This window comes from Streptomyces sp. BK208 (assembly GCF_004364245.1).
GTDB lineage: Bacteria > Actinomycetota > Actinomycetes > Streptomycetales > Streptomycetaceae > Streptomyces.
The window spans coordinates 13,597-35,540 of record NZ_SOAV01000001.1 but is presented as its reverse complement, the minus strand read 5'-3'; the positions used below and the strand labels follow the sequence as shown (position 1 = coordinate 35,540).

Sequence of the window (21,944 nt, the reverse complement as noted above, 5' to 3'; positions counted from 1 at the left end):
CTGCCATCCACCACCGACACCGCGCCGCCCGGCGCGGCCACCCCGGGCACCGGCCCCGGAGCCCCGCCCACCCCGGACGATCCGGCGTCCCTCAAGGTCGTACCCGCCCGCCACTTCGCCCGCTGGGCGGCGGCCGTCGCCGTGATCGTGCTGGTCGCCCAGTTCGTGCACGGTCTGGCCAGCAACCCGGTCTGGGAGTGGGGTGTCTTCAGCGACTACGTGCTGTCCGAGACGATCGTGCAGGCGGTGTGGGTGACCCTTCAACTCACCGCGTACGCCACCGTCCTGGGCTTCCTCCTGGGCACCGTCCTGGCTTTCATGCGGCTGTCACGCAGCCCGGTGCTCCAGACCGTCGCCTGGACCTACATCTGGATCTTCCGGTCCATACCGATGATCGTCCAGCTGGTGTTCTGGTTCAACCTGAGCGCGCTGTACGAGGAGTTGGGCCTCGGCATCCCCTTCGGCCCGGTGTTCTGGTCGGTCGACAGCAACAGCATCATCGGCACCATGGGCGCGGCTGTCATCGGACTGACGCTGCACCAGGCCGCCTATGCCGCCGAGATCGTGCGCGGCGGTGTCATCGCCGTCGACCACGGGCAGCTGGAGGCGGCCGCCGCGCTGGGCATTCCCCGGCTGCGGCAGATCCGCCGGATCGTGCTGCCGCAGGCCATGCGCGCCATCCTGCCCACGGCCGGCAACGAGATCATCGGCCTGCTCAAGGGCACCTCGGTGGTCTACGTGATGTCCATCGGCGAGCTGTTCTACCAGGTGCAGGTGATCTACGGCCGCAACGGCCGGGTGATCCCGCTGCTGCTGGTCGCCACCGCCTGGTACGTCGTCCTCACCTCCCTGCTGTCGGTCGCCCAGTACTACGTGGAGCGCCACTACGCCCGGGGTGCCAACCGCACCCCGCCGCCCACCCCGCTCCAGCGTGCACGCCGCTTCGTCCGCACCCTGCGCGTGGCCGCCGCCCAGCGCAACCAGCCCGTCGTACCCCTGAAGACCTCTGAAATTTTGGGAGACAGCCGATGAGCGACGTGACGGTGGCCGTCAAGGACGCGACGCCGACGGTCGACACCGTGATGGTGGACGTCCACGGCGTCCACAAGAGCTTCGGCCCGCTGGAAGTGCTGCGTGGCGTCGACCTCCAGGTCCGGGCCGGCGAGGTCACCGTGGTCCTCGGCCCGTCCGGCTCGGGCAAGTCCACGCTGCTGCGGACCATCAACCACCTGGAGAAGGTCAACCGCGGCTGGATCAGCATCGACGGCGAACTCATCGGCTACCGCCGCTCCGGCGACAGGCTGCACGAGCTGAAGGAGAAGGACGTTCTGAAGCAGCGCACCCACATCGGGTTCGTCTTCCAGAACTTCAACCTCTTCTCCCATCTGACCGTGCTGGAGAACCTGATCGAGGCTCCCGTGTCCGCACTGCGCCGCCCGCGCAAGGCAGCGCAGGAGACGGCCCGCCGGCTCCTCGACCGGGTGGGCCTCGCCGACAAAGCCGACGCGTACCCCCGGCAGCTCTCCGGCGGCCAGCAGCAGCGCGTTGCCATCGCCCGCGCGCTCGCCCTCGAACCCAAGGTGCTGCTCTTCGACGAACCCACCTCGGCGCTCGACCCCGAACTGGTCGGCGAAGTCCTGGACGTCATCAAGGACCTGGCCCGCACCGGAACCACCATGATCGTCGTGACCCACGAGATCGGCTTCGCCCGCGAGGTCGCCGACACCGTGGTGTTCATGGACGGCGGAGTCGTAGTGGAGCACGGCCCGCCCGCGGCCGTCCTGGACAACCCGCAGCACGAGCGCACCCGCGCCTTCCTCTCCAAGGTCCTCTGACCGGCCCTCACCCCTTCTCCGCAAGTAAGGAGCACGACCATGCCCACCTCGATCACCCGCCGCACCGCCGCAGCCGCGCTCGGACTCGCCACCGCTCTCGTCCTCGCCGCGTGCAGCAACCCCGACGGCGGCGGCACGACCGAGGTCGCGGCCGCGTCGGGCAGCAAGACGAAGATCAACATCAGTCCCGACCAGAATCGCGTCACCACCGACAAGGTCGACTCCATAGCCGCCGAGGTCCCGGAGAGCATCCGCAAGAGAGGCACCCTGGAGATCGTCGACTCGTCCGGCTCCGCCGCGCCGCTGACCTTCTTCGCCACGGACAACAAGACCGTCATCGGCGTCGAGCCCGACATCGCCTCCCTGGTCGCCGACGTGCTCGGCCTCAAGCTGCACGTCAACACGGTCTCCTGGGAGAACATCTTCGTCGGCCTCGACAGCGCCAAGTACGACATCGGGTTCAGCAACATCACCGTCACCGAGGAGCGCAAGGAGAAGTACGACTTCGCCACCTACCGCGAGGACAACCTGGGCTTCGAGGCGAAGAAGGGCAGCGCCCTTAAGGCCACCGGGCCGAAGGACGTGGCCGGCAAGACGGTCGCCGTGGGCAGCGGCACCAACCAGGAGAAGCTGCTCATCGAGTGGAGCAAGGAGAACGAGAAGGCCGGCCGGAAGCCGGTGAACATCAAGTACTACCAGAACGACAGCGACACCTACCTCGCCCTCCAGTCCGGCCGCATCGACCTCTACCTCGGCCCCAACCCCACCGCCGCCTACCACGCGGCCACCACCGGCAAGACCGAGGTAGTCGGCACCTACTCCGGCGCCGGCTCCACCCTCCAGGGCCTCATCGCGGCCACCACCAAGAAGGACAGCGGTCTGGTCGAGCCAGTCGCCGACGCCCTCGACCACGTCATCGACAACGGCACCTACGCGAAGGTGCTCGAGCGCTGGGGCCTGTCCGACGAGGCCGTGACCAAGTCCGAGATCAACCCGCCCGGCCTGCCCAAGACCGACAAGTAGCCCACCCGGGGTGCGCAGGCCGTGCGACGCCTGCCCACTCCGCCTTCGTACAGGACACGAGGCCATGCCCCGCTCACTCCACCCTCTCCCTCGCAGTCGACGGGACCGGCAACCGCCCCACCGAGCCGCCCGCCGCCCACTGGACGGACCTGATCGGCCACGCCGAGCAGGGCACCCTGACGGGGTCGGCCTGGTGCCCAGGGTGACCACCACCCGCACACAGCCCAGCCGGCCCGATGGCGCACACCACGACAGACACTGCAACACCCGTACTCGTTAGGCGAGTTCACCTCGCCGCTCACTCCTCGGCGCCAACAACACCACCGGTCCTGACCCGTTCTCTCACCGCCGTCGCCTCCTCCTGTGTGAGGCCGGCGCTCTCGTCACGGACTTCCAGGAAGGCACCCACTCGTGTCCTCGACACCTCCCTCTTCCCTGCACCTTGCCGTCGCCCTGGACGGCACCGGCTGGCATCCCGCCTCCTGGCGCGAGCCGGTGGCCCGCCCCCGGGACCTGTTCACCGCCGCGTACTGGGCCGACCTGGTCACCGAGGCCGAGCGCGGTCTGCTCGACTTCGTCACCATCGAGGACGGCCTCGGCCCGCAGTCCTCCCACTTCCGGGACCCGGACGAGCGCACCGACCAGGTCCGCGGCCGCCTGGACGCCGTCCTCATCGCCTCCCGTGTGGCACCGCTGACCCGGCACATCGGCCTGGTGCCGACGGCGGTGGCCACCCACACCGAGCCGTTCCACATCTCCAAGGCCATCGCCACCCTCGACTACGTCAGCACCGGCCGCGCCGGCGTGCGTGTGCAGATCACCGCCCGCCCGAACGAGGCCGCGCACTTCGGCCGCCGCACCCTCCCGCGCATCAAGGCCTACGACCACCCGGACACCCGGGAGTTGGTCGCCGACCTCTTCGACGAAGCCGCCGACTACGTGGAGGCGGTGCGCCGCCTCTGGGACAGCTGGGAGGACGACGCCGAGATCCGCGACGCCGCCACCGGCCGCTTCATCGACCGGGACAAGCTGCACTACATCGACTTCGAGGGCCGGCACTTCAGCGTCAGGGGGCCCTCCATCACACCCCGCCCACCCCAGGGTCAGCCGATCGTCAGCGCCCTCGCCCACGACACCGTCCCCTACCGGCTCGTGGCCCGCGCCGCAGACATCGGCTACGTCACCCCGCACGGCGCCGACGAGGCCCGCGCGATCGTCGCCCGGATCCGTGCCGAGCAGGACGCGGCGGGGCGAGCCGCCGAACCCCTCCATGTCTTCGGCGACCTGGTGGTCTTCCTCGACGACAACCCGTCCGCCGCGCGGGCACGCCGAGAGCGGCTCGACGCGCTCTCGGGACAGCCGTACACGAGCGACGCCCACATATTCACCGGTACTCCCTCCGAACTCGCCGATCTGCTCCAGGAGTTGCACAGCGCCGGGCTGACCGGTTTCCGGCTTCGCCCCGCCGTCTCAGGCCACGACATCCCGGCCATCACCCGTGGCCTGGTCCCCGAACTCCAGCGCCGGGGAGCCTTCCGCCGCGCCTACGAGGCCGGCACCCTGCGCGGCCTGCTGGGCCTGGACCGCCCCGCTAACCGTTACTCCCCCCGACTCTCGACTGCGCTCGAGCCCGTGGGGACCCCCATCGCAACCGCCTGAGCCGGAGGGACGACCACTACCATGAGCAAGCCGCTGAAGCAGATCCACCTGGCCGCCCACTTCCCCGGCGTGAACAACACCACCGTGTGGAGCGACCCCGGCGCCGGGAGCCACATCGAGTTCAGTTCCTTCGTCCACTTCGCGCAGACCGCCGAACGCGCCAAGTTCGACTTCCTGTTCCTCGCCGAGGGGCTCAGGCTCCGCGAACAGGGCGGAAAGATCTATGACCTGGACGTCGTCGGCCGCCCCGACACCTTCACCGTGCTCGCCGCGCTCGCCGCCGTCACCGAGCACCTGGGCCTGACCGGCACCATCAACTCCACCTTCAACGAGCCCTACGAGGTCGCCCGCCAGTTCGCCAGCCTCGACCACCTCTCCGGCGGCCGCTCCGCCTGGAACGTCGTCACCTCCTGGGACGCCTTCACCGGCGAGAACTTCCGCCGTGGAGGCTTCCTGCCGCGGGAGGAGCGCTACTCCCGCGCCAAGGAGTTCCTCGCCACGGCGAACGAACTCTTCGACTCCTGGCACGGCGACGAGATCCTCGCCGACCGGACCACCGGCACCTTCCTGCGGGACGCCAAGGCCGGAGCCTTCGTCCACACCGGACAACACTTCGACATCCACGGGCAGTTCAACGTTCCGCGCTCTCCGCAGGGCCGCCCGGTCATCTTCCAGGCCGGCGACTCCGAAGAAGGCCGCGAGTTCGCCGCCTCCGAAGCCGACGCGATCTTCAGCCGGCACGCCACCCTCGAAGCGGGCCAGGCCTTCTACGCCGACGTCAAGAAGCGCCTCGCCGCATACGGCCGCCGCCCCGACCAGCTGCTGATCCTGCCCGCGGCCACCTTCACCCTCGCCGACACCGACGCCGAGGCGCAGGAGCTGGCCAAGCTGGTGCGCAGGCAGCAGGTCAGCGGCGCCACCGCCCTCAAGCACCTGGAGTTCGTCTGGAACCGGGACCTCTCCTCCTACGACCCGGACGGGCCGCTCCCCGACATCGACCCCGACGTCGGAGACGACCACATCTCGAAGGGCCGCGCCCAGGTCCGCATGTACCGCGACCCGCTGGCCACCGCCCGCGAATGGCGCGAGCTCGCCGCCGCGAACAACTGGTCGATCCGGGACCTGGTCATCGAGACGGGCAACCGGCAGAACTTCATCGGTTCGGCCGAGACGATCGCCCGCACCATCAACGAGTTCGTCCAGGCCGACGCGAGCGACGGCTTCATCCTCGTTCCTCACATCACGCCGACCGGCCTCGACGAGTTCGCCGACAAGGTCGTCCCCCTCCTGCAGGAACAGGGCGTGTTCCGGAAGGAGTACGAGGGCCCGACCCTGCGCGACCACCTCGGCCTGGCCCTCCCTGACTCCCGGCCTCGCTCGAGCGGGGGGATCCCCATCGACGTCCGCGACGCACGGGCAGCGTCGTGAAGTTCCTCGCCATCACCCTGATCGTGCACCGGCCGGATCCGATCACCGGCGTGCGAAAGACGACCCATGACCGCTTTCGCGAGGTTCTCGGCAACGCCCTGCTCGCCGAGGAGCTCGGCTTCGACGGCTTCGGCGTGGGGGAGCGGCACGAGCGGCCCTTCCTCTCCTCCTCGCCGACCGTCGTCCTCAGCCACATCGCGGCACTGACCCGACGCATCCGGCTGTTCACCGCGGTGACCACACTCAGCCTCCTGGACCCGGTGCGCGCCTACGAGGACTACGCCACCCTCGACCACCTCTCAGAGGGCCGACTGGAGCTGATCATCGGCAAGGGCAACGGCGCCGCCCAGCGCGAGCTGTTCCACGTCACACCCGAGGACCAGTGGGACCGCAACGCCGAGAGCTACGGGGTGTTCCGGCAGATCTGGCGGCAGGACAAGGTGACCGCGGCGACCCGCTTCCGCCCTCCGCTGACGGACGCCGAGGTGTGGCCGAGGCCCTACCAGCGACCCGTCCGGGTCTGGCACGGCAGCGCCACCAGCAAGGAGTCGGTGGATCTTGCCGCCCGCTACGGCGATCCTCTCTTCTCGGCGAACGTCACCAACCCCGTCGAGCCGTACGCCGAGTTGATCAGGTACTACCGCGAGCGCTGGGAGTTCCACGGCCACGACCCGGCGAAGCTCGCGGTCGGCGCCGGCACGGCCGGCCTCCTCGTGAGCCGCACCTCCCAGGAAGCGGTCAACGTGTACCGGCCGATCTTCGAGTCGACGCTGGCGTTCCAGAGGCGGCTCGGTCTGCCGGTGGTCTTCGAGACCGTGGAGGACTTCGTCGAGCGCAGCTCCGCCCTGATCGGCAGCCCGCAGCAGATCATCGACAAGGTGCACCGCTACCACGAGCAGTTCGGGCACACGGTGCTCCATCTGCACGCGGACGCGGCCGGGTTGACGGATGCCCAGCACCGCTCCTCGCTCCAGCTCTTCCAGTCGGACGTCGCCCCGGTACTGCGCCGCGACATCCCGGACCCGCCCTTCGCCTGGGGACCGGTCCTGCCCGTCACCGAGGAGGAACCCGCCCGTGCCTGACATCCCCCTCGGCGTCCTCGACCTGGTGCCGATACCGTCCGGCTCTACGGCCGCCGATGCCCTGCACAACTCCATCGACCTGGCACAGCACGCCGAACGCTTCGGGTACGCCCGGTACTGGTTCGCCGAGCACCACCTCAACCCGGGCGTCGCGGGCACGTCCCCCGCGGTCGTCCTGGCGTTGACCGCCTCCGCCACCTCCACGATCCGGCTCGGCGCCGGCGCCGTACAGCTCGGCCACCGCACCGCGCTCAGCACGGTCGAGGAGTTCGGTCTGATCGACGCCCTGCATCCCGGCCGCCTCGACCTCGGCCTGGGCCGCTCGGGCGGCCGCCCGCCGGGACAGCCCACCCCGGCCCCTGCGACCGCTACCCCCGTCGTGGCCGGCCGGGCCCCGAACGGCCTCCTGATCCCGCCCCGCTTCTCCTTCGAGCGTCTCCTCGGCTCACCCCGCATCGCCTTGCAGCGCAAGCTGCTCCTGCTGCCCGGCGCCGAGTCACAGGACTACGCCGAGCAGATCGACGACATCCTCGCCCTGCTGGGCGGCACCTACCGGTCCCCGGAGGGCGTCGAGGCGCACGCCGTGCCGGGCGAGGGTGCCGACGTCGAGGTATGGATCCTGGGCAGCAGCGGCGGCCGGAGCGCCGAGGCCGCGGGCGCGCGGGGGCTGCGGTTCGCCGCGAACTACCACGTCAGTCCCGCCACCGTGCTGGAGGCCGTGGACGGCTACCGGGCGTTCTTCCAGCCCTCCGACTTCCTCGACAAGCCGTACGTCAGCGTCTCGGCCGACGTGGTCGTGGCGGAGGACGAGGAGGCAGCCCGCGAGCTCGCCACCGGCTACGCGGCTTGGGTCCGCAGCATCCGCACCGCCGAGGGCGCCATCGCGTACCCGACGCCGGAGCAGGCCCGGGCCTTCGAGTGGAGTGACGAGGACCGGGAGCTGGTGCGGGACCGCGTGGACACGCAGTTCGTCGGCTCACCGGGACAGGTGGCCGACCGTCTGGTGCAGCTCCAAGAGGCCACGGGAGCGGACGAGTTGTCCATCACGACAATGACCCATGACCACGCTGCCCGGGTGAGGTCGTACGAGCTGCTCGCGCAGGAGTGGAGCCGGAGGTGAGCGGGAGCCCCGGCACGCGAAAAGCCGCCGCCGGGCTCGTACTCCTCCCTCAGCCCCGGCATGAGAGGGGACAACGCACTCCTTGCCACTCCTGACAGGGAAGGGCCATGTGTGGGGCGCCGAGTCCTGGCCGGGCGCCGGATCTGTCGCACGGGCCGACGTCAGTGCCTACAGAGACGCGGCATGGCACGGGCCCTGCGCATGGACACGGACGGCCGCAGCCGGCCGGAGGCCGCCATGTCCCGCACCCGGGGCCGGCCGGCTGATGCGGTGGTGCGGCACCTCGTGACCCAAGATCTGATCGGGCCCCTTCACGAAGGGGCCGTGCAGCCACGGGCGTTGCGCACGAACAGCCGGTGCAGGTCGCGGACGGCCCGGGGGACCCGGCCGGAAGGGCGGCTCTGCAGGACCAGCAGCACTTCGGTCGCGTCGTGCGCGAGCGGCCGTACCGTGATCGTTCCCCGCCGCTCCAGCGGGTCGCCGATGACGCTGAAGTCGGGCAGCACCGTCGCCCCCAGACCCTCGGCGACCATCAGCTTGCCCATCTCGGCGCCGTCCGTGGAGTACGAGAAGGACGGCGTACGGCCGTCGAGCAGCCGGTGCAGGAAGCGGTGCATGACGTAGCCGGACCGCATCACGACCAGCGGCTCGGCCAGCAGGCTGTCCGCGTCCACCGTCTTGAGGGCGGCCAACGCACTGTCCGGGCGCACGCACACCACCGGCCGGCCGCGCAGCAGCTCGGTGGTCTCGAAGCCGGGCGGCAGGTCGTCGCCCTCGAGGTAGTTCACCAGCCCCAGATCGAAAGCACCCTCCAGGAGCCCGCGATGGATCTCGGACTGCTGCGCGCCGACCAGCTCGACCTGGGTGCGCGGGTGCGCGGCCCGGAACTCCCGCACGGTCGGGATGACCAGGGGGACGGTGGCCGTGTTGACCGTGCCGAGCCGGACCATACGGCTGATGCGGTGCTGGTCACCGGCCGCGCTGCGCAGCCGGTCGACCGCGTCCAGTACACCCATGATGTGCGGCAGCAGCTCCCGGCCCTCGTCGCTGACCTTCGCCCCGGACCGCTTGCGCTCCAGCAGGTCCACGCCCAGTTCGCGCTCCAGATTGCGCACGGTCTCGCTGAGCGCCGGCTGGGACAGGTGCAGTTCCTCCGCGGCCCGCCGCAGTGAACCCGACCGGGTGACGGCCGCGAGGTATTCGAGCTGTTCGATACGCACGACAGCGAGGCTGCCCATCACCGCCGACCGGTTCAAGGGAACCCCTGTCACAACCTCGTGAATTCCTGCTCTCAGCATCCGGAATCAGCTCCGGGCATTCTTGACCGGCCCGACTCCCCGCTGCTTTGATCGATGACATGAAGCGACAGGACCTCACGCGGCGACGCCACGTCGACCTTGCGCGTGTCTGCAGCTCCCGCTGTCGGGTCTGAGCGCATCCGAGGGAAACCCTCACACTCGCGCTGATCCTTCTGATCCTTCTTCTTGAATCCCACTGCAAGCCCTTGTCCGCAGTGATTTCGGCCCTGCCCGGGAACGTCGTCGCCGCACCTCCGGCTCCCGGTCACCGAACACGTTTCCCTGTCACGCATGCGCCCCTTTCGCGTGCGTACTCATGCCAGGAGTTCCCCCATGCCCGCAACCCCCGGCTCCGACCCCGCCCGCTTCGCCTACTGGGTGCCGAACGTCAGCGGCGGCCTGGTCACCAGCACCATCGAGCAGCGCACCGACTGGGGCTACGACTACAACCGCGAACTGGCGGTCCTCGCCGAGAACAACGGCTTCGACTACGCCCTCAGCCAGGTCCGCTACATGGCCAGTTACGGCGCCGAGTACCAACACGAGTCGACCAGCTTCAGCCTCGCCCTGCTCCTTGCCACCGAGCGGCTGAAAGTCATCGCCGCGGTCCACCCCGGCCTTTGGCACCCGGGCGTCCTCGCCAAGCTCGGCTCCACCGCCGACCACCTGTCGGGCGGCCGCTTCGCTGTCAACGTCGTCAGCGGCTGGTTCAAGGGCGAGTTCACCGCCCTCGGCGAGCCCTGGCTGGAGCACGACGAACGCTACCGGCGCGCCGAGGAGTTCATCACCGCCCTGCGGACGATCTGGACCGAGGACCACGCCGAACTCGCCGGTGACTTCTACCGGGTGCGCGACTTCTCCCTCAAGCCCAAGCCGCTGAACACGCCCGAGCGTCCGCACCCGGAGATCTTCCAGGGCGGCAACTCCACCGCCGCCCGCGCCATGGCGGGCCGCGTCTCCGACTGGTACTTCAGCAACGGCAAGGACTTCGACGGCGTCACCGAGCAGCTCGCCGACGTCCGCGACTCCGCCGCCCGAGCGGGCCGTACGCCACCGAAGTTCGGACTCAACGGCTTCCTCATCGCCCGCGACACCGAGGCCGAGGCCCGCGACACGCTGCGCGAGATCGTCGCCAAGGCCGACGCCCCGGCCGTGCACGGCTTCCGGGACGCCGTCCAGCAGGCCGGGCAGTCCACCGCCGACGGCAAGGGCATGTGGCAGGACTCGGACTTCGAGGACCTCGTCCAGTACAACGACGGCTTCCGTACGGGTCTGATCGGCACCCCGGAACAGATCGCCGAGCGGATCGTCGCCTACAAGCGCCTCGGCGTCGACCTCTTCCTCCTCGGCTTCCTGCACTACCTGGAGGAGGTCGAGTACTTCGGCAAGCGGGTGCTGCCCCTCGTACGCGAACTGGAGGCCCGGCAGCACGAGTCCGATCCCGTCACCGTCCGCGCCTGACCACCCGTGAACGGCACCGAGAGTAAGAGAGGTACCCCCATGAGCACCGTCGCACCGGCCGACTGGAAGACCGCCCCCGCCCCGACCGACGCCGCCGGCTGGATCGCCCGCGCCGCCGACGTCGCCGCCGTCCTCGCCTCCGACGCGGCCGCCCGGGACAAGACCGCCGCCACCCCGTACGCCGAGGTCCGACTGTTGAAGGAGTCCGGCCTGGTAACCCTGCTCGGCCCCGTCGAGCACGGCGGCGGGGGCCAGGACTGGCCCACCGCCTACCGTGTCGTCCGCGAGGTCGCCAAGGCGGACGGTTCCATCGGCCAGCTGCTCGGCTACCACTACCTGTGGAACTGGGCCGCCCGACTGGTCGGCACCCGCGAGCAGTGGGAGCACGTGGAGGCCGAGGCCGCCCGCAACCAGTGGTTCTTCGGCGGCGCGGTCAACCCGCGCGACGAGGACGTGGTGGTGAGGGACGAGGGCGACACGCTCACCTTCACCGGCCGCAAGTCCTTCTCCACCGGCAGCAAGGTCTCCGACGTCACGGTGCTGGAAGGCGTCCTGGCCGGCACCGACGACCACGTCTTCGCCATCGTTCCGTCCGACAGCCAGGGCCTGACCTTCCACGAGGACTGGGACAACATCGGCCAGCGCCTCACCGAGAGCGGCGGCGTCACCCTCGACGCCGTACGGGTCCCCTGGTCGGCCGCGGCGGGCTACGTCGACAAGCGGTTCCGGCCGCGCGTCTACAACACCCTCAACGTGCCCACCATCCAGCTCGTCTTCGTCAACTTCTACCTCGGCATCGCCGCCGGCGCACTGGAGACCGCCGCCACCTACACCCGGACCAAGTCACGGCCCTGGCTGCACGGCGGCCACAAGCACGCCGTCGACGAGCCGTACGTCATCGACATCTACGGCGACCTCACCGCCAAGCTGTGGGCCGTCGAGGCCCTGGCCGACGCCGTGGCCACCGAGGGCCAGAGGCTGCACGACGACCCGGACGCGGTCACCGAGCAGGACCGGGGCGAGTTCGAGGTCCGGGTCGCCGCGGTGAAGGCCCGCGCCACCGACGTGGCCCTGGACATCACCCAACGCATCTTCGAGGTGACTGGCGCGCGTGCCACCGCCTCCGCGGAGGGCCTCGACCGCTTCTGGCGCAACGTCCGCACCCATTCGCTCCACGACCCGGTCGCCTACAAGCGCCGCGAAGTCGGCCGCCACGTCCTCACCGGCGAACTGCCGCAGCCCACCTGGTACTCCTGAAAGGTCCTCCCTCATGGCCACCATCCTCTCCATCTCCGGCAGTCCGTCCGCCGCCTCCCGCACCGCCCGGCTGCTGCGCCACCTGGACAACCGGCTCACAGCGCAGGGGCACGAGGTGATCCCGCTCGACGTCCGGACCCTGCCCGCCGACGCCCTGCTCGGGGCGGACTTCCGGCACCCGGAGATCATCCAGGCCGCCGCCCTGGTCGAGCGGGCCGACGGGGTCGTGGTCGGCACCCCCGTCTACAAGGCCGCCTACTCCGGGCTGCTGAAGTCGTTGCTGGATCTGCTGCCCCAGTACGCGCTGGCCGGCAAGACGGTGCTGCCGCTGGCCACGGGCGGCTCCACCGCCCACGTCCTGGCCATCGACTACGCCCTGCGCCCCGTGCTGAGTTCCATGGGAGCCACGCACATCGTCCCGGGCTGGTTCACCCTCGACAAGGACCTCACCGTGGGCGTCGACGGCTCGCTGATCGTCGCTCCGGGCGCCGCCGAGGCGCTGGCCCAGGTCACGGACCAGTTCTCGCTCGCCCTGGGCGGCCGTACAACGGTGCTGGCGGCCACCGGATGAGCGCCCCGGCCGTGATCGGCGGGGACGACGAGGCCCTCGCCGTCGCCGCCGATCTGGCCGCGGACTTCCGCCAGGCCGCCGCCGAGCGGGACGCCGTACGCCGGCTGCCGCACGCGGAGCTGGAACGGCTTTCCGCCTCCGGGCTGCTCGGGGTGAACGTCCCGGCCGAGTTCGGCGGCGCGGACGTCCGCGCGGAGACGCTCGCCGAGGTCTTCCGACTGCTGGCCACCGCCGACGCCAGCCTCGCGCAGATCCCGCAGAGCCACTTCGTCTACGTCAACGTGCTGCGCCGGCAGGGGACGCACGAGCAGCAGAAGTTCTTCTTCGGTGAGGTGCTGCGCGGCAGACGGTTCGGCAACGCCCAGTCCGAGGCGGGCACCAAGCACGTGCAGGACATCCGTACCAGGCTCGCGCGACGCCCGGACGGGTCGTACGTCCTCGACGGCGTGAAGCACTACTCCACGGGCGCGCTGTTCGCCCACTGGATTCCCGTCCTCGCCCGCGCCGACGACGACTCTCTACACGTGGCGTACGTACCGCGCGACGCGCCCGGCCTCACGGTCGTGGACGACTGGGACGGCATGGGACAGCGCACCACGGCCAGCGGAACCGTCCGCCTGGAGTCGGTGCCTGTCCCCGCCGACCGGGTCGTGCCGCACCACCTCACCTTCCAGGGTCCCCAACTTCACGGGGCAGTGGCCCAGTTGCTGCATGCCGCCATCGACGCCGGCATCGCCTCCGGCGCGCTGGCGGAGGCCGCGGACTTCGTCCGCACGAAGAGCCGGCCGTGGTTCGAGAGCGGGTTCGAGACGGCCGCGGAGGACCCGCTGCTCGTCCAGCGGTTCGGCGAGCTCGACCTCCGCGTCAGGACGGCACAGGCACTGCTGCGCGAGGCCGCCCGGACGGTCGACGCCGCCCGGGACGACCTGACGGACCACTCCGCCGCCGAGGCGTCGATCGCGGTCGCCGCGGCCAAGGTGACCGCGGCGGAGGCCGCCGTGGAGATCGGCAGCGCCCTCTTCGAGGTCGCCGGCACCCGCGCCGCCCTCGACTCGCTGGGCCTGCACCGCCACTGGCGTGACGCCCGCACGCACACCCTTCACGATCCGGCCCGCTGGAAGGTCCAGCACATCGGCCGCTACCTCCTCAACGGCACCAGGCCACCCCGGCACGGACTGCTGTAGACCGACGCCCTCCGAACGGAGACCCCCACGTGTCCCTCACCTTCCACTGGTTCCTGCCCACCAACGGCGACAGCCGTCATGTCGTCGGCGGCGGCCACGGCACCCCCGCCGGCGAGTCCGGCCGCGACCGGCCGCCGTCCGTCGCCTACCTGAGCCAGATCGCCCGCGCCGCCGAGGGCCTCGGTTTCGTCGGCGCGCTCACCCCCACCGGTGCCTGGTGCGAGGACGCGTGGCTCACCACCGCGATGGTCAGCCAGAACACGGAGCGACTGAAGTTCCTGGTCGCCTTCCGGCCCGGCTTCGTCTCACCCACGCTCGCCGCGCAGATGGCCTCCACCTTCCAGCGGCAGACCGGCGGACGGCTGCTGCTCAACGTCGTCACCGGCGGCGAGAGTCACGAACAGCGCGCCTACGGCGACTTCCTCGACAAGGACGACCGGTACCGTCGCACCGGCGAATTCCTCCGGATCGTCCGGGAGTTGTGGGAGGGCAAGACCGTCGATCTGGTCGGCGAGCACCTCCAGGTCGAGGACGCCCGGCTCGCCCGGGTACCCGACCCGGTCCCGGAGGTGTACTTCGGCGGCTCCTCACCGATCGCCGGCGAGATCGCCGCCCGCCATGCGGACGTCTACCTCACCTGGGGCGAGCCGCCGGCCGCAGTCGCCGAGAAGATCGCGTGGATCCGGAGGCTGGCAGCCGAGCAGGGACGCACCGTCCGGTTCGGCATCCGGCTGCATGTCATCACACGCGACACGTCCGAGCAGGCCTGGGCGGAGGCGAACCGGCTCGTGGACGGCTTCGATCCCGAGGCCGTCAAGGCCGTCCAGGCGGGCCTGGCCCGCAGCGAGTCCGAGGGGCAGCAGCGCATGCTTGCCCTGCACGGCGGCAGGCGGGACGCCCTGGAGATCCACCCGAACCTCTGGGCCGGCATCGGGCTGGTACGGGGCGGAGCGGGTACCGCGCTGGTCGGCAGTCACGAGGAGGTCGCCGACCGGATCAAGGAGTACGCGGCCCTGGGCATCGAGGAGTTCGTGCTCTCGGGCTACCCGCACCTGGAGGAGGCCTACTGGTTCGGGGAGGGCGTCCTGCCGAAGCTCACGGCACAGGGACTGTGGGCCCACCCCTTCCGCGCCGTGCCGGACGCGGGGCCCACCGCCCAGGTCCCCTTCGTCGGCGCCGGGAACCCACGACACCCCGCGTGATCGCCGACGGCTCCGAGACGGTGACCGGTCCCCGGGGCGTCACCGGCACCGCGGTGCCGTCACCGTGCCCGGGGACGGTAGGCCCTGACGTCCGGGTCCGTCGTCGCCGTGGCCAGGGCCGCTCGGGCGTCCTCGGTGGCCCGGTGCCGGGTCAGTGCCGCCACGGCGGCCTTGCGGACGTCGGCGTTCGGGTCGGCGAGAGCTTTGGCGAGGACGGGGGCCGCGGGGTTGGCGTTTGCGAAGGACAGAGCACTGGCGGCGCCGACCAGCAGCTGCCAGGCCGGGTCGGACAGGGCTGCCTGCGCGCGGGCGGCCAGGGGAGCCGGGCAGCCGGTCGTGCCCGGAGCTTCGTAGGAGGCTGCACGCACCAGGGCGTCGGGGTCGTCGATGACTCCGGCGAGGGCCGAATGGGACACATACCCGGCGCCGGTCGACACGGACGTCTGCCGTGGGCGTGGCGGACGATCCGGGGCCGCCCGACGGCACGGGCCCGCACCCCCCGAGCCCCTCCTCGCGCGATCGGGCGCCGAGGGGTTCCGGGGATGCGGGCCCGCCGACTGTCAGGCTCCGCGCTGCGTCAGGGCTTCAGCTTGCCCTTGGACTTCTCCTTGGCGTCCCGGGCCTCGCCCCGCGCCTGGAGCGCCGCACCCTTGGCCGCGGTCGTGTCGTCGCCGACCGCGTGCGCCGTCTTCCTGACCGCCTTGCCGACGACCTTCTCGGTCTTCGCCTTGGCCTTCTCTCCTGCGCTCACGTGGTTCCTCCCGTAGGCGGCGTTCGACTGTGCCGTCCGCTTGCCCCGACCCGCGCCGCCGAAACAGCCCGCGCCGGGCCGACCGCCCGCTCAGCACTCCCCGCGCCACTTGGCGCCGGTGAAGGTGACCCCCTCCGCGAAGTCGAGTTTGTAGGTGCCGGGGCCCGGGTTGTAGTGCAGGCACTGCCCGTAGGTCGCGCCCTGGTAGGTCCAGGTCAGCTGGATGTGGTCGGCGTCGGGGTAGGGGATGCCGTTGTTGAACACCGAGCGCCCGCTGACGCTGCCGGTCCAGCTGTGCTGGGACTTCACCAGCAGCTGGCCGGTCTGACCCTCTCCGGCGTAGATGCAGAAGAACTCCTTGCCGCAACCGGGCGGATCGGCCTCGGCGGACGCCGTGGGCGCCAGGGCGACGACGCCCGTGAGGGCGGCGGAGGCGAGCAGGGGGAGCAGCAGACGCTTGCGCACGATGGACTCCGATCAGGGCACGGCCGAAGAAGTGACAGGCGCGCTTGTGCACGCACCCGTCGAGTGCGGCAGCCGACGGCCCGCTCACCTCACCTTTTGTACCGGCTGATCTCTTCGGAGGAATCTCTTCCGCGCCCCGGAATCGGCCATGTTCGCGCACCGTCCGAGTCTGCCGCCGCAGCACGTCCGCGCGGTCCCCCGAGGAACACCGCCGTGATCCGCCTGTTCGACGATGGCCGTATAACGGCCCGCATACTCCGTGCGATTCGGGGAACGGACCGCGGCCGCCCGGCGGCCGCGTGCCACTTTGAGGGAGCCGGGTGGCTGTCGTGGCCCCCGTGCCTTCACATCCACAGGGGGAAACGATGTCCTTGCCGCGCATCGACACCAGACGTCGACGCACGCGTATACGTTCCGGCCGCCCGCGGGCCGCCGGCTCCTTCGTCGCCGTGCTCGCCGCCCTCGCCCTCGGTGCCGCCGCGGCGCCCGCGACGGCGGTCCCGGAACCCGCCCCGAGCGACGGCTCCCACTGGGGCGACCACGGCCGCGCCGCGATGCCCCCGGTCCGCGCCGGCACCACCCGCCCGCCCCGCACGGCCCCCTCCGCCGCTCCGTCGGCCGGCGAACGGGCCTGGCGGCAGCGGGAGTCGGACCGGCTGCGCCACGGCGGCCGGCGCTCCGCCGCCCCGTCCTCCCTCGCCGCCGCCGCGGGCTTCGTCCCGCGCGGCCAGGGCGAGGTCCCCTGGCATCGCGTCTTCGGCTTCCGGATGACCGACGCCCTGACCGGCCGGATCGACTACTCCACCGGCAACCTCATGCTCGCCGCCACCGACTTCGACGTCGCCGGCGTCGGGCAGAAACTGCAACTCAACCGCACCTTCAACGCGTTCACCGCACCCGAGGGCCAGGCCAGCCGGCCGTGGTGGCTCAACTGGGAGCGCAACCTCGACGTGTCCGGCGCGAACTCGGTGATCGCCTACGACGACACCGGCGCGACCCTGGAGTTCACCCGGAACGCCGACGGCACCTTCACCACCCCCACCGGCTGGTCGAAGGACCTGCGCAAGAACGCCGACGGCACCTACACCCTCACCGACCGGGGCTCCGGCACGGCCGCCGTCTACGACGCCAACGGGCGCCTGACGAAGACCACCGACCGCAACGGCGGCGTCCTCACCGTCACCGCCCACCTCGACCCGCAGTCGGGCGCCTCGGCCGGCTTCAAGCTCACCGAGACACGCTCGGGGCGCTGGATCGACCTCACGCGCGCCAACAGCACCCGCTGGAGCGCCAAGGACAACACCGGCCGTACAGTCACCTACGACTTGAGCGCCGACCACGGCGACATCCTGCGCACCACAGACACCACCGGCCACACCACGGCCTACGCCTACGACGGCGACGGCCGGGTGACCAAGGTGACCAGCTCCGAGGGACGCTCGACTGCCTTCACCTACGACTCCGCCGACCGCGTCACCTCCATGCGCCGCTACGCCGAGAACGGCGACGGCGGAAGCGGCCCCACCTACACCTATGCGTACAGCGCGGCCGGTGCGGCCGAGCAGGGCACCACCACGGTCACCGACCCGCTCGGCCACAGGACGACCTACGAGCACAACGCCGACGGCGAGATGGTCAAGGTCACCGACGCTCTCGGGCACGCCCGCTCCTCGACCTACCAGAACCACCTGCTCCAGACCGCCACCGACGCCATGGGCACCGGCAGCGGCGGCTCCGGCGGCAACGTCACCGCCTACGGCTGGGACACCCGCAACAACCCGACCTCGGCGAAGCTGCCCACCGGGGCGACCAGCACCGGCCAGTGGCAGACGGTGGCCGGCGCCGAACGCCCCAGCAGCAGCACCGGCGCCGACGGCGAGAAGAGCTCCTACACCTACGACGCGGCCGGCAACACCGCCTCCGTCGCCACCACCGGCACCGGCGGCGGCACCCGGACCTTCGCCTACAACGAGGCCACCCCGCACTGCGGAGGCTTCCAGGGCCAGATCTGCACGGCCACCGACGCCAACGGCAAGAAGACGGAGTTCCACTACGACGCGGCGGGCAACCTGGACACCGCCACCCCGCCCGCCCCGCTGGGCCGCACCACCTACACCTACGACGCCCTCGGGCGCACGGCGACCGCGACCGACGGACGCGGCGTCAAGGTGAGCTACACCTACGACCGGCGCGACCGCGTGACCACGGTGGCGACCACCGGCTCCGCCGACGTCACCTACACCTACGACGGCGACGGGAACCTCACCACCCGCACCGACGCCACCGGCACCCAGCGCTACCAGTTCGACGCTCTGAGCCGGGAGACGATCCGCACCCTCCAGGACGGCTCGCAGACCGTCCTCGCCTACACCGCCGACGGCAACGTCGACACCTACCGCGACCCGGGCGGCACCACCACCTACCAGTGGGACGCCGCCGACCGGCTCACCCAGCTGACCGGCCCGCAGGGCAAGAAGACCACCTACACCTACGACAACAACGACCGGCGTACCAGGACCAGTTACCCCGGCGGCACCGCCCAGACGCAGACGCTGGACGCCTCCGGCCGCCCGACGGACATCCGTGTCATCACCCCCTCCGGCATCATCTCCGACCACCTCGCCTACACCTACGTCTACGCCGCCGGCGGCCAGACGAAGGACGGCACGAAGGTCCGCACCCGCACCGACACCCTGACCAGGACCCGTACCGACTACTCCTACGACGGCGCCGGACGGCTCTCGCTGGCCAAGGAGACCGACCCACAGGGTCGCGAGACCTCCTGGCAGTACTGCTTCGACGCGGCGGGCAACCTCACCTCGCAGGGGGACCGGATCGGCTGCCCGGCGCCCACTGCCTACACCTACAACGACGCCTCCCAGCTGACCGCCCGCAACGGCGTCACCACCGGCTGGTCCTACGACAAGGCGGGCAACGAGACCGCCGGCGCCCCCACCGAGCAGGCCGCCCGCAGCGCCGAGCAGTACACCGACTACGGCCAGCTGAAGTCCCTGACCACCGGAGGCACCTCCTACGCCGCGCAGTACGCCAGCACCGACAGCAGCGAGCGCACCCGGCTGGGCGACACCGTGTTCCACAACGGGCCGCTCGGACTGTCCGGCCAGACCCGCGCGGGCAAGGACACCGAGTTCGTCCGCGAGCCCGGCGGTACCCTCAACTCAGCCTCCACCGGCGGCGCGAGCTACTACTACCTGACCGACGCCCTCGGCTCGGTCATCGGCCTGGTCGACGAGTCGGGCAAGCGGAGCAACACCTACGCCTACACGCCCACCGGCCTGCCCCGCGCCGGCACCACCGAGACCGTGCCCCAGCCCTACCGCTTCGCCGGCGGCCAGCAGGACCCCACCGGCCTCTACCACCTCGGCAACCGCTACTACGACCCGCAGCTCGCCCGCTTCACCCAGCCCGACCCCTCCGGCCAGGAAAAGAACCCCTACCTCTACGCCGAGGGCGACCCCGTCAACCGCATCGACCCCGGCGGCCTGCTGTCCGGCACCGCCAACGGCGAGGCGTGCTTCTACGTCTGCCTCGGCGTGGGCGGGACCGTCAACAGCGACGGCTCCTTCCACCTCAACCTCTCCGCCGGCTTCGGCTCGCCGGGTGTCAGCGGCGGGGTCGAGGTGGGCAGCGGCAGCGCGAGCAAGGGGTTCAGCGTGCCGACCACCTGCTCGGCGGGTCCGGTCAGCGGCACCGTCGACCTGAGGAGCGGGCAGGGGTCCGCTTCGGTGAGCCCGAAGTGGAGCAGCCCCAAGTGCTCGGTCCGCGCCTCGTACACCTTCTGACCCCGGGCGGCCACCTCCCCTGAGGTGGCCGCCGCCCGGAATGAACGAGGAGGACGCGGACCCCGACGGGCCCCCCGCGCATGAAGAGCGGCGGGGGCCGGCCTAACCCCGGTGGACCTCGGTATCGCCGTTGACCGTACGCAGGGTCAGCCGGTGCCGGGTCTCCGCCGGGCCGGCGGCCGGGACGTCCGCGCTGGAGCGGCCGTTGACCGTGCTCGCCCGGGTCGCGTACGGCGGGGCGTCCGCCGGCAGGGTCACCCGCACGGAGCCGTTGCGGGTGACGCCGTCGAGCGTCTCGGGCGAGGTCGCGCACCGCAGGTCGACGTCGCCGTTGACGGTCTCGGCGTTCACGGCGCGGGCGCTCAGGCCGGTCGCGCGTACGGAGCCGTTGCGCGTCACCAGGCGCTGGAGCGCCCCTTTCGCGCCGGACTCCTGCACCGTGACGTCGCCGTCGACGGTGCTCAGGCTCAACCCGCCCCGGACGTCGCTCACGTCGATCCCCGCGTTGCGGGCCCGCACGGTGAGCACGACCCCGGCGGGCACCCGGACCAGCGGCATGCCGGCGCAGTTCGCCCGCGCATGGTCGTCACGTTCGTCGCAGGGCAGGTCCAGGGTGTGGGAGGACCCGTCACCGTCCCAGCGGGCGAGAGTCGCGTCGTCCACCGTCACGCTGTCGCCGTCCGTGCCGACCACCCGCACCCCGCCCAGGGTGGTGATGACCAGCCGGTCGCCGTCCGCGATCTCCGCCTCCCGCAGCCCCGCACCGATGTCACCGGTCCGGGTCCCGGGCAGCGACCGGTCGCCGTCGTGGTGGTCGCACGCGGTCAGCGCGAGCAGCGGGATCAGCGCGCACCCGGCCCGGACCGCGCGACCGGGCCTGATCCATGAGGAGGTCATGGCCTGCGTATGCCCCCGGCCGAGGACTTCACCGACCCGCCGGTGGGCGTACGGGCCGCGGCGCGGGACGACGCGGGTGCGCACGTGGCCCTTTGCTCGCAGTGGCCTTCGCGGAGAGTTTCCGGGCGCCCTACGGGGCAGTGCGCCTTTCCGCCGTCGACTCGACACTATGAGTGCCGCTCGGCAAGCTGCTTCAAGTTCAGCAACTGCCGACGAGCCATGATCAGATCACCGACCGACAGGCCGATGGCCGCCCAGCGGTTGGTTTGCATGACGACCTTGAGCAGCAGGCGCGTCGTGTCGTGGCTCTGGGGCACAAGGACGTAGGACATGAAGGCGCCCATGATGGTGCCCGTCAGCTGCTTCCCCGGCTCGACCGAGACGATCCGGCCGAGTTTGCGCCCACCAGAGGCGGTGAACTTTTCCCCTGCCCGAGGCTCGGGCTGGGCTACCAGTTCGCGAGGCGAGCGGCGGCCGAGGTTGTCGATCCAGTCGTACGAGTAGGGCGCAAGCCTCAGTTGTGTGATCCATGGCCACACTGCTTCGGCAGGCGCCTCGACACTCACGCCCCGCCACGCCTGCAGCCCGGGTGAGACGACGAAACCGTCGCACGGGTAGGACAGCAGCATCTCGCTGTCGCTGACACCCCAACGGTCACCGATCATGCCCATCCTCCACCGACACCTCCAGGAGAACCCGGCCGCGCACGCTGCCCGAGGGCGGGCTCATCACACGCCTGTGACCAGGCGTCGTACCGCCCGTGGAATGGTCGCAGGAGAACCGGTGAAACTCTGGGGCACATGACCCGGATTCTGACGCGCACAGACCTGTTGGACCTGCTGAACCCCTCGGACTGCAACAGGGTACTGCGAGAAGGCTTCGCAGCGTCCGTGCAGAGTCCCCTTCGG

General features: G+C 71.0%; 18 protein-coding genes and 1 pseudogene. 13 read left to right on the top strand and 6 right to left on the bottom strand.

The features are described 5' to 3' along the window. From EV562_RS00185 to EV562_RS00155, 7 genes are all read left to right on the top strand, one after another. Nucleotides 1-1,032 (top strand): amino acid ABC transporter permease, encoded by a 1,032-nt coding sequence (locus EV562_RS00185; RefSeq protein WP_133885324.1) that lies wholly within the window; start codon nt 1-3, stop codon nt 1,030-1,032. Further along, on the top strand, nt 1,029-1,835 hold the full coding sequence (locus tag EV562_RS00180) for an amino acid ABC transporter ATP-binding protein (RefSeq protein ID WP_279588465.1): 807 nt from the start codon (nt 1,029-1,031) through the stop codon (nt 1,833-1,835). The genes EV562_RS00185 and EV562_RS00180 overlap by 4 nt, the downstream gene beginning before the upstream one ends. Nucleotides 1,836-1,874: 39 nt before the next feature. Continuing rightward, the gene (locus EV562_RS00175; protein ID WP_133884558.1) at nt 1,875-2,858 is read left to right on the top strand and encodes an ABC transporter substrate-binding protein; all 984 of its coding nucleotides are present in this window, start codon (nt 1,875-1,877) and stop codon (nt 2,856-2,858) included. 411 nt (nt 2,859-3,269) lie between these two features. Further along, complete coding sequence (locus EV562_RS00170) at nt 3,270-4,517, top strand: LLM class flavin-dependent oxidoreductase (protein ID WP_133884557.1); 1,248 nt, start codon at nt 3,270-3,272, stop codon at nt 4,515-4,517. Nucleotides 4,518-4,538: 21 nt separating this feature from the next. Beyond that, entirely contained in the window at nt 4,539-5,945 is a 1,407-nt protein-coding gene (locus EV562_RS00165) for an NtaA/DmoA family FMN-dependent monooxygenase (protein WP_133884556.1), read from the top strand. Continuing rightward, a complete protein-coding gene (locus tag EV562_RS00160; protein ID WP_133884555.1) occupies nt 5,942-7,027 on the top strand; it encodes an LLM class flavin-dependent oxidoreductase in 1,086 nt (361 codons plus the stop codon). The genes EV562_RS00165 and EV562_RS00160 overlap by 4 nt, the downstream gene beginning before the upstream one ends. Continuing rightward, nucleotides 7,020-8,147 carry an LLM class flavin-dependent oxidoreductase gene (locus EV562_RS00155; RefSeq protein ID WP_133884554.1) on the top strand — a complete coding sequence of 376 codons (1,128 nt, stop codon included), beginning with the start codon at nt 7,020-7,022 and terminating at the stop codon, nt 8,145-8,147. Before EV562_RS00160 ends, EV562_RS00155 begins: the two co-directional genes overlap by 8 nt. Nucleotides 8,148-8,458: 311 nt before the next feature. Here EV562_RS00155 and EV562_RS00150 read toward each other — a convergent pair whose 3' ends face one another. Then, nucleotides 8,459-9,367, bottom strand: coding sequence for a LysR family transcriptional regulator (locus tag EV562_RS00150; protein WP_133884553.1), 909 nt, complete (start codon nt 9,365-9,367; stop codon nt 8,459-8,461). A 411-nt stretch (nt 9,368-9,778) separates the two neighbouring features. Here EV562_RS00150 and sfnG point away from each other — a divergent pair, with 411 nt between their 5' ends. The 5 genes from sfnG to EV562_RS00125 are packed head-to-tail and all read left to right on the top strand — an operon-like array spanning nt 9,779 to nt 15,120. Beyond that, nucleotides 9,779-10,906: a dimethylsulfone monooxygenase SfnG gene (gene sfnG / locus EV562_RS00145; RefSeq protein ID WP_133884552.1), complete on the top strand. Its 1,128-nt coding sequence runs from the start codon at nt 9,779-9,781 to the stop codon at nt 10,904-10,906. Nucleotides 10,907-10,945: 39 nt separating this feature from the next. After that, nucleotides 10,946-12,163 (top strand): acyl-CoA dehydrogenase family protein, encoded by a 1,218-nt coding sequence (locus tag EV562_RS00140; protein WP_133884551.1) that lies wholly within the window; start codon nt 10,946-10,948, stop codon nt 12,161-12,163. A gap of 13 nt (nt 12,164-12,176) precedes the next feature. After that, on the top strand, nt 12,177-12,734 hold the full coding sequence (gene ssuE / locus EV562_RS00135; protein ID WP_133884550.1) for an NADPH-dependent FMN reductase: 558 nt from the start codon (nt 12,177-12,179) through the stop codon (nt 12,732-12,734). Further along, on the top strand, nt 12,731-13,918 hold the full coding sequence (locus tag EV562_RS00130; RefSeq protein ID WP_133884549.1) for an SfnB family sulfur acquisition oxidoreductase: 1,188 nt from the start codon (nt 12,731-12,733) through the stop codon (nt 13,916-13,918). The genes ssuE and EV562_RS00130 overlap by 4 nt, the downstream gene beginning before the upstream one ends. A 29-nt stretch (nt 13,919-13,947) precedes the next feature. After that, on the top strand, nt 13,948-15,120 hold the full coding sequence (locus EV562_RS00125; RefSeq protein ID WP_133884548.1) for an LLM class flavin-dependent oxidoreductase: 1,173 nt from the start codon (nt 13,948-13,950) through the stop codon (nt 15,118-15,120). Between the two features lie 59 nt (nt 15,121-15,179). On the opposite strand, the pseudogene EV562_RS00120 reads toward EV562_RS00125, so the two are convergent. The 3 genes and pseudogenes from EV562_RS00120 to EV562_RS00115 all read right to left on the bottom strand — a co-directional run. After that, nucleotides 15,180-15,527: pseudogene (locus tag EV562_RS00120) on the bottom strand (HEAT repeat domain-containing protein); the annotation flags it as partial. Between the two features lie 170 nt (nt 15,528-15,697). Continuing rightward, nucleotides 15,698-15,871 carry a hypothetical protein gene (locus EV562_RS34955; protein ID WP_166661502.1) on the bottom strand — a complete coding sequence of 58 codons (174 nt, stop codon included), beginning with the start codon at nt 15,869-15,871 and terminating at the stop codon, nt 15,698-15,700. 90 nt (nt 15,872-15,961) lie between these two features. Then, entirely contained in the window at nt 15,962-16,336 is a 375-nt protein-coding gene (locus EV562_RS00115) for a hypothetical protein (RefSeq protein WP_133884546.1), read from the bottom strand. Between the two features lie 365 nt (nt 16,337-16,701). Here EV562_RS00115 and EV562_RS00110 point away from each other — a divergent pair, with 365 nt between their 5' ends. Further along, nucleotides 16,702-20,139 (top strand): RHS repeat-associated core domain-containing protein, encoded by a 3,438-nt coding sequence (locus tag EV562_RS00110; RefSeq protein ID WP_243859931.1) that lies wholly within the window; start codon nt 16,702-16,704, stop codon nt 20,137-20,139. 102 nt (nt 20,140-20,241) lie between these two features. On the opposite strand, the gene EV562_RS00105 is transcribed toward EV562_RS00110, so the two are convergent. Then, nucleotides 20,242-21,036, bottom strand: a complete 795-nt coding sequence (locus tag EV562_RS00105; protein WP_133884545.1) for a DUF4097 family beta strand repeat-containing protein — start codon at nt 21,034-21,036, stop codon at nt 20,242-20,244. A gap of 167 nt (nt 21,037-21,203) precedes the next feature. Next, entirely contained in the window at nt 21,204-21,701 is a 498-nt protein-coding gene (locus EV562_RS00100; protein ID WP_133884544.1) for a polyketide cyclase, read from the bottom strand. Nucleotides 21,702-21,944 lie beyond the last annotated feature (243 nt).

Bases quoted from the DNA above. Each gene is read 5' to 3' on its own strand.
- EV562_RS00180 (WP_279588465.1), top strand. From the start codon at position 1,029: ATGAGCGACGTGACGGTGGCCGTCAAGGACGCGACGCCGACGGTCGAC.
- EV562_RS00175 (WP_133884558.1), top strand. From the start codon at position 1,875: ATGCCCACCTCGATCACCCGCCGCACCGCCGCAGCCGCGCTCGGACTC.
- EV562_RS00165 (WP_133884556.1), top strand. From the start codon at position 4,539: ATGAGCAAGCCGCTGAAGCAGATCCACCTGGCCGCCCACTTCCCCGGC.
- sfnG (WP_133884552.1), top strand. From the start codon at position 9,779: ATGCCCGCAACCCCCGGCTCCGACCCCGCCCGCTTCGCCTACTGGGTG.
- EV562_RS00140 (WP_133884551.1), top strand. From the start codon at position 10,946: ATGAGCACCGTCGCACCGGCCGACTGGAAGACCGCCCCCGCCCCGACC.
- ssuE (WP_133884550.1), top strand. From the start codon at position 12,177: ATGGCCACCATCCTCTCCATCTCCGGCAGTCCGTCCGCCGCCTCCCGC.
- EV562_RS00130 (WP_133884549.1), top strand. From the start codon at position 12,731: ATGAGCGCCCCGGCCGTGATCGGCGGGGACGACGAGGCCCTCGCCGTC.
- EV562_RS00110 (WP_243859931.1), top strand. From the start codon at position 16,702: ATGTCCTTGCCGCGCATCGACACCAGACGTCGACGCACGCGTATACGT.
- EV562_RS00105 (WP_133884545.1), bottom strand. From the start codon at position 21,036: ATGACCTCCTCATGGATCAGGCCCGGTCGCGCGGTCCGGGCCGGGTGC.
- EV562_RS00100 (WP_133884544.1), bottom strand. From the start codon at position 21,701: ATGATCGGTGACCGTTGGGGTGTCAGCGACAGCGAGATGCTGCTGTCC.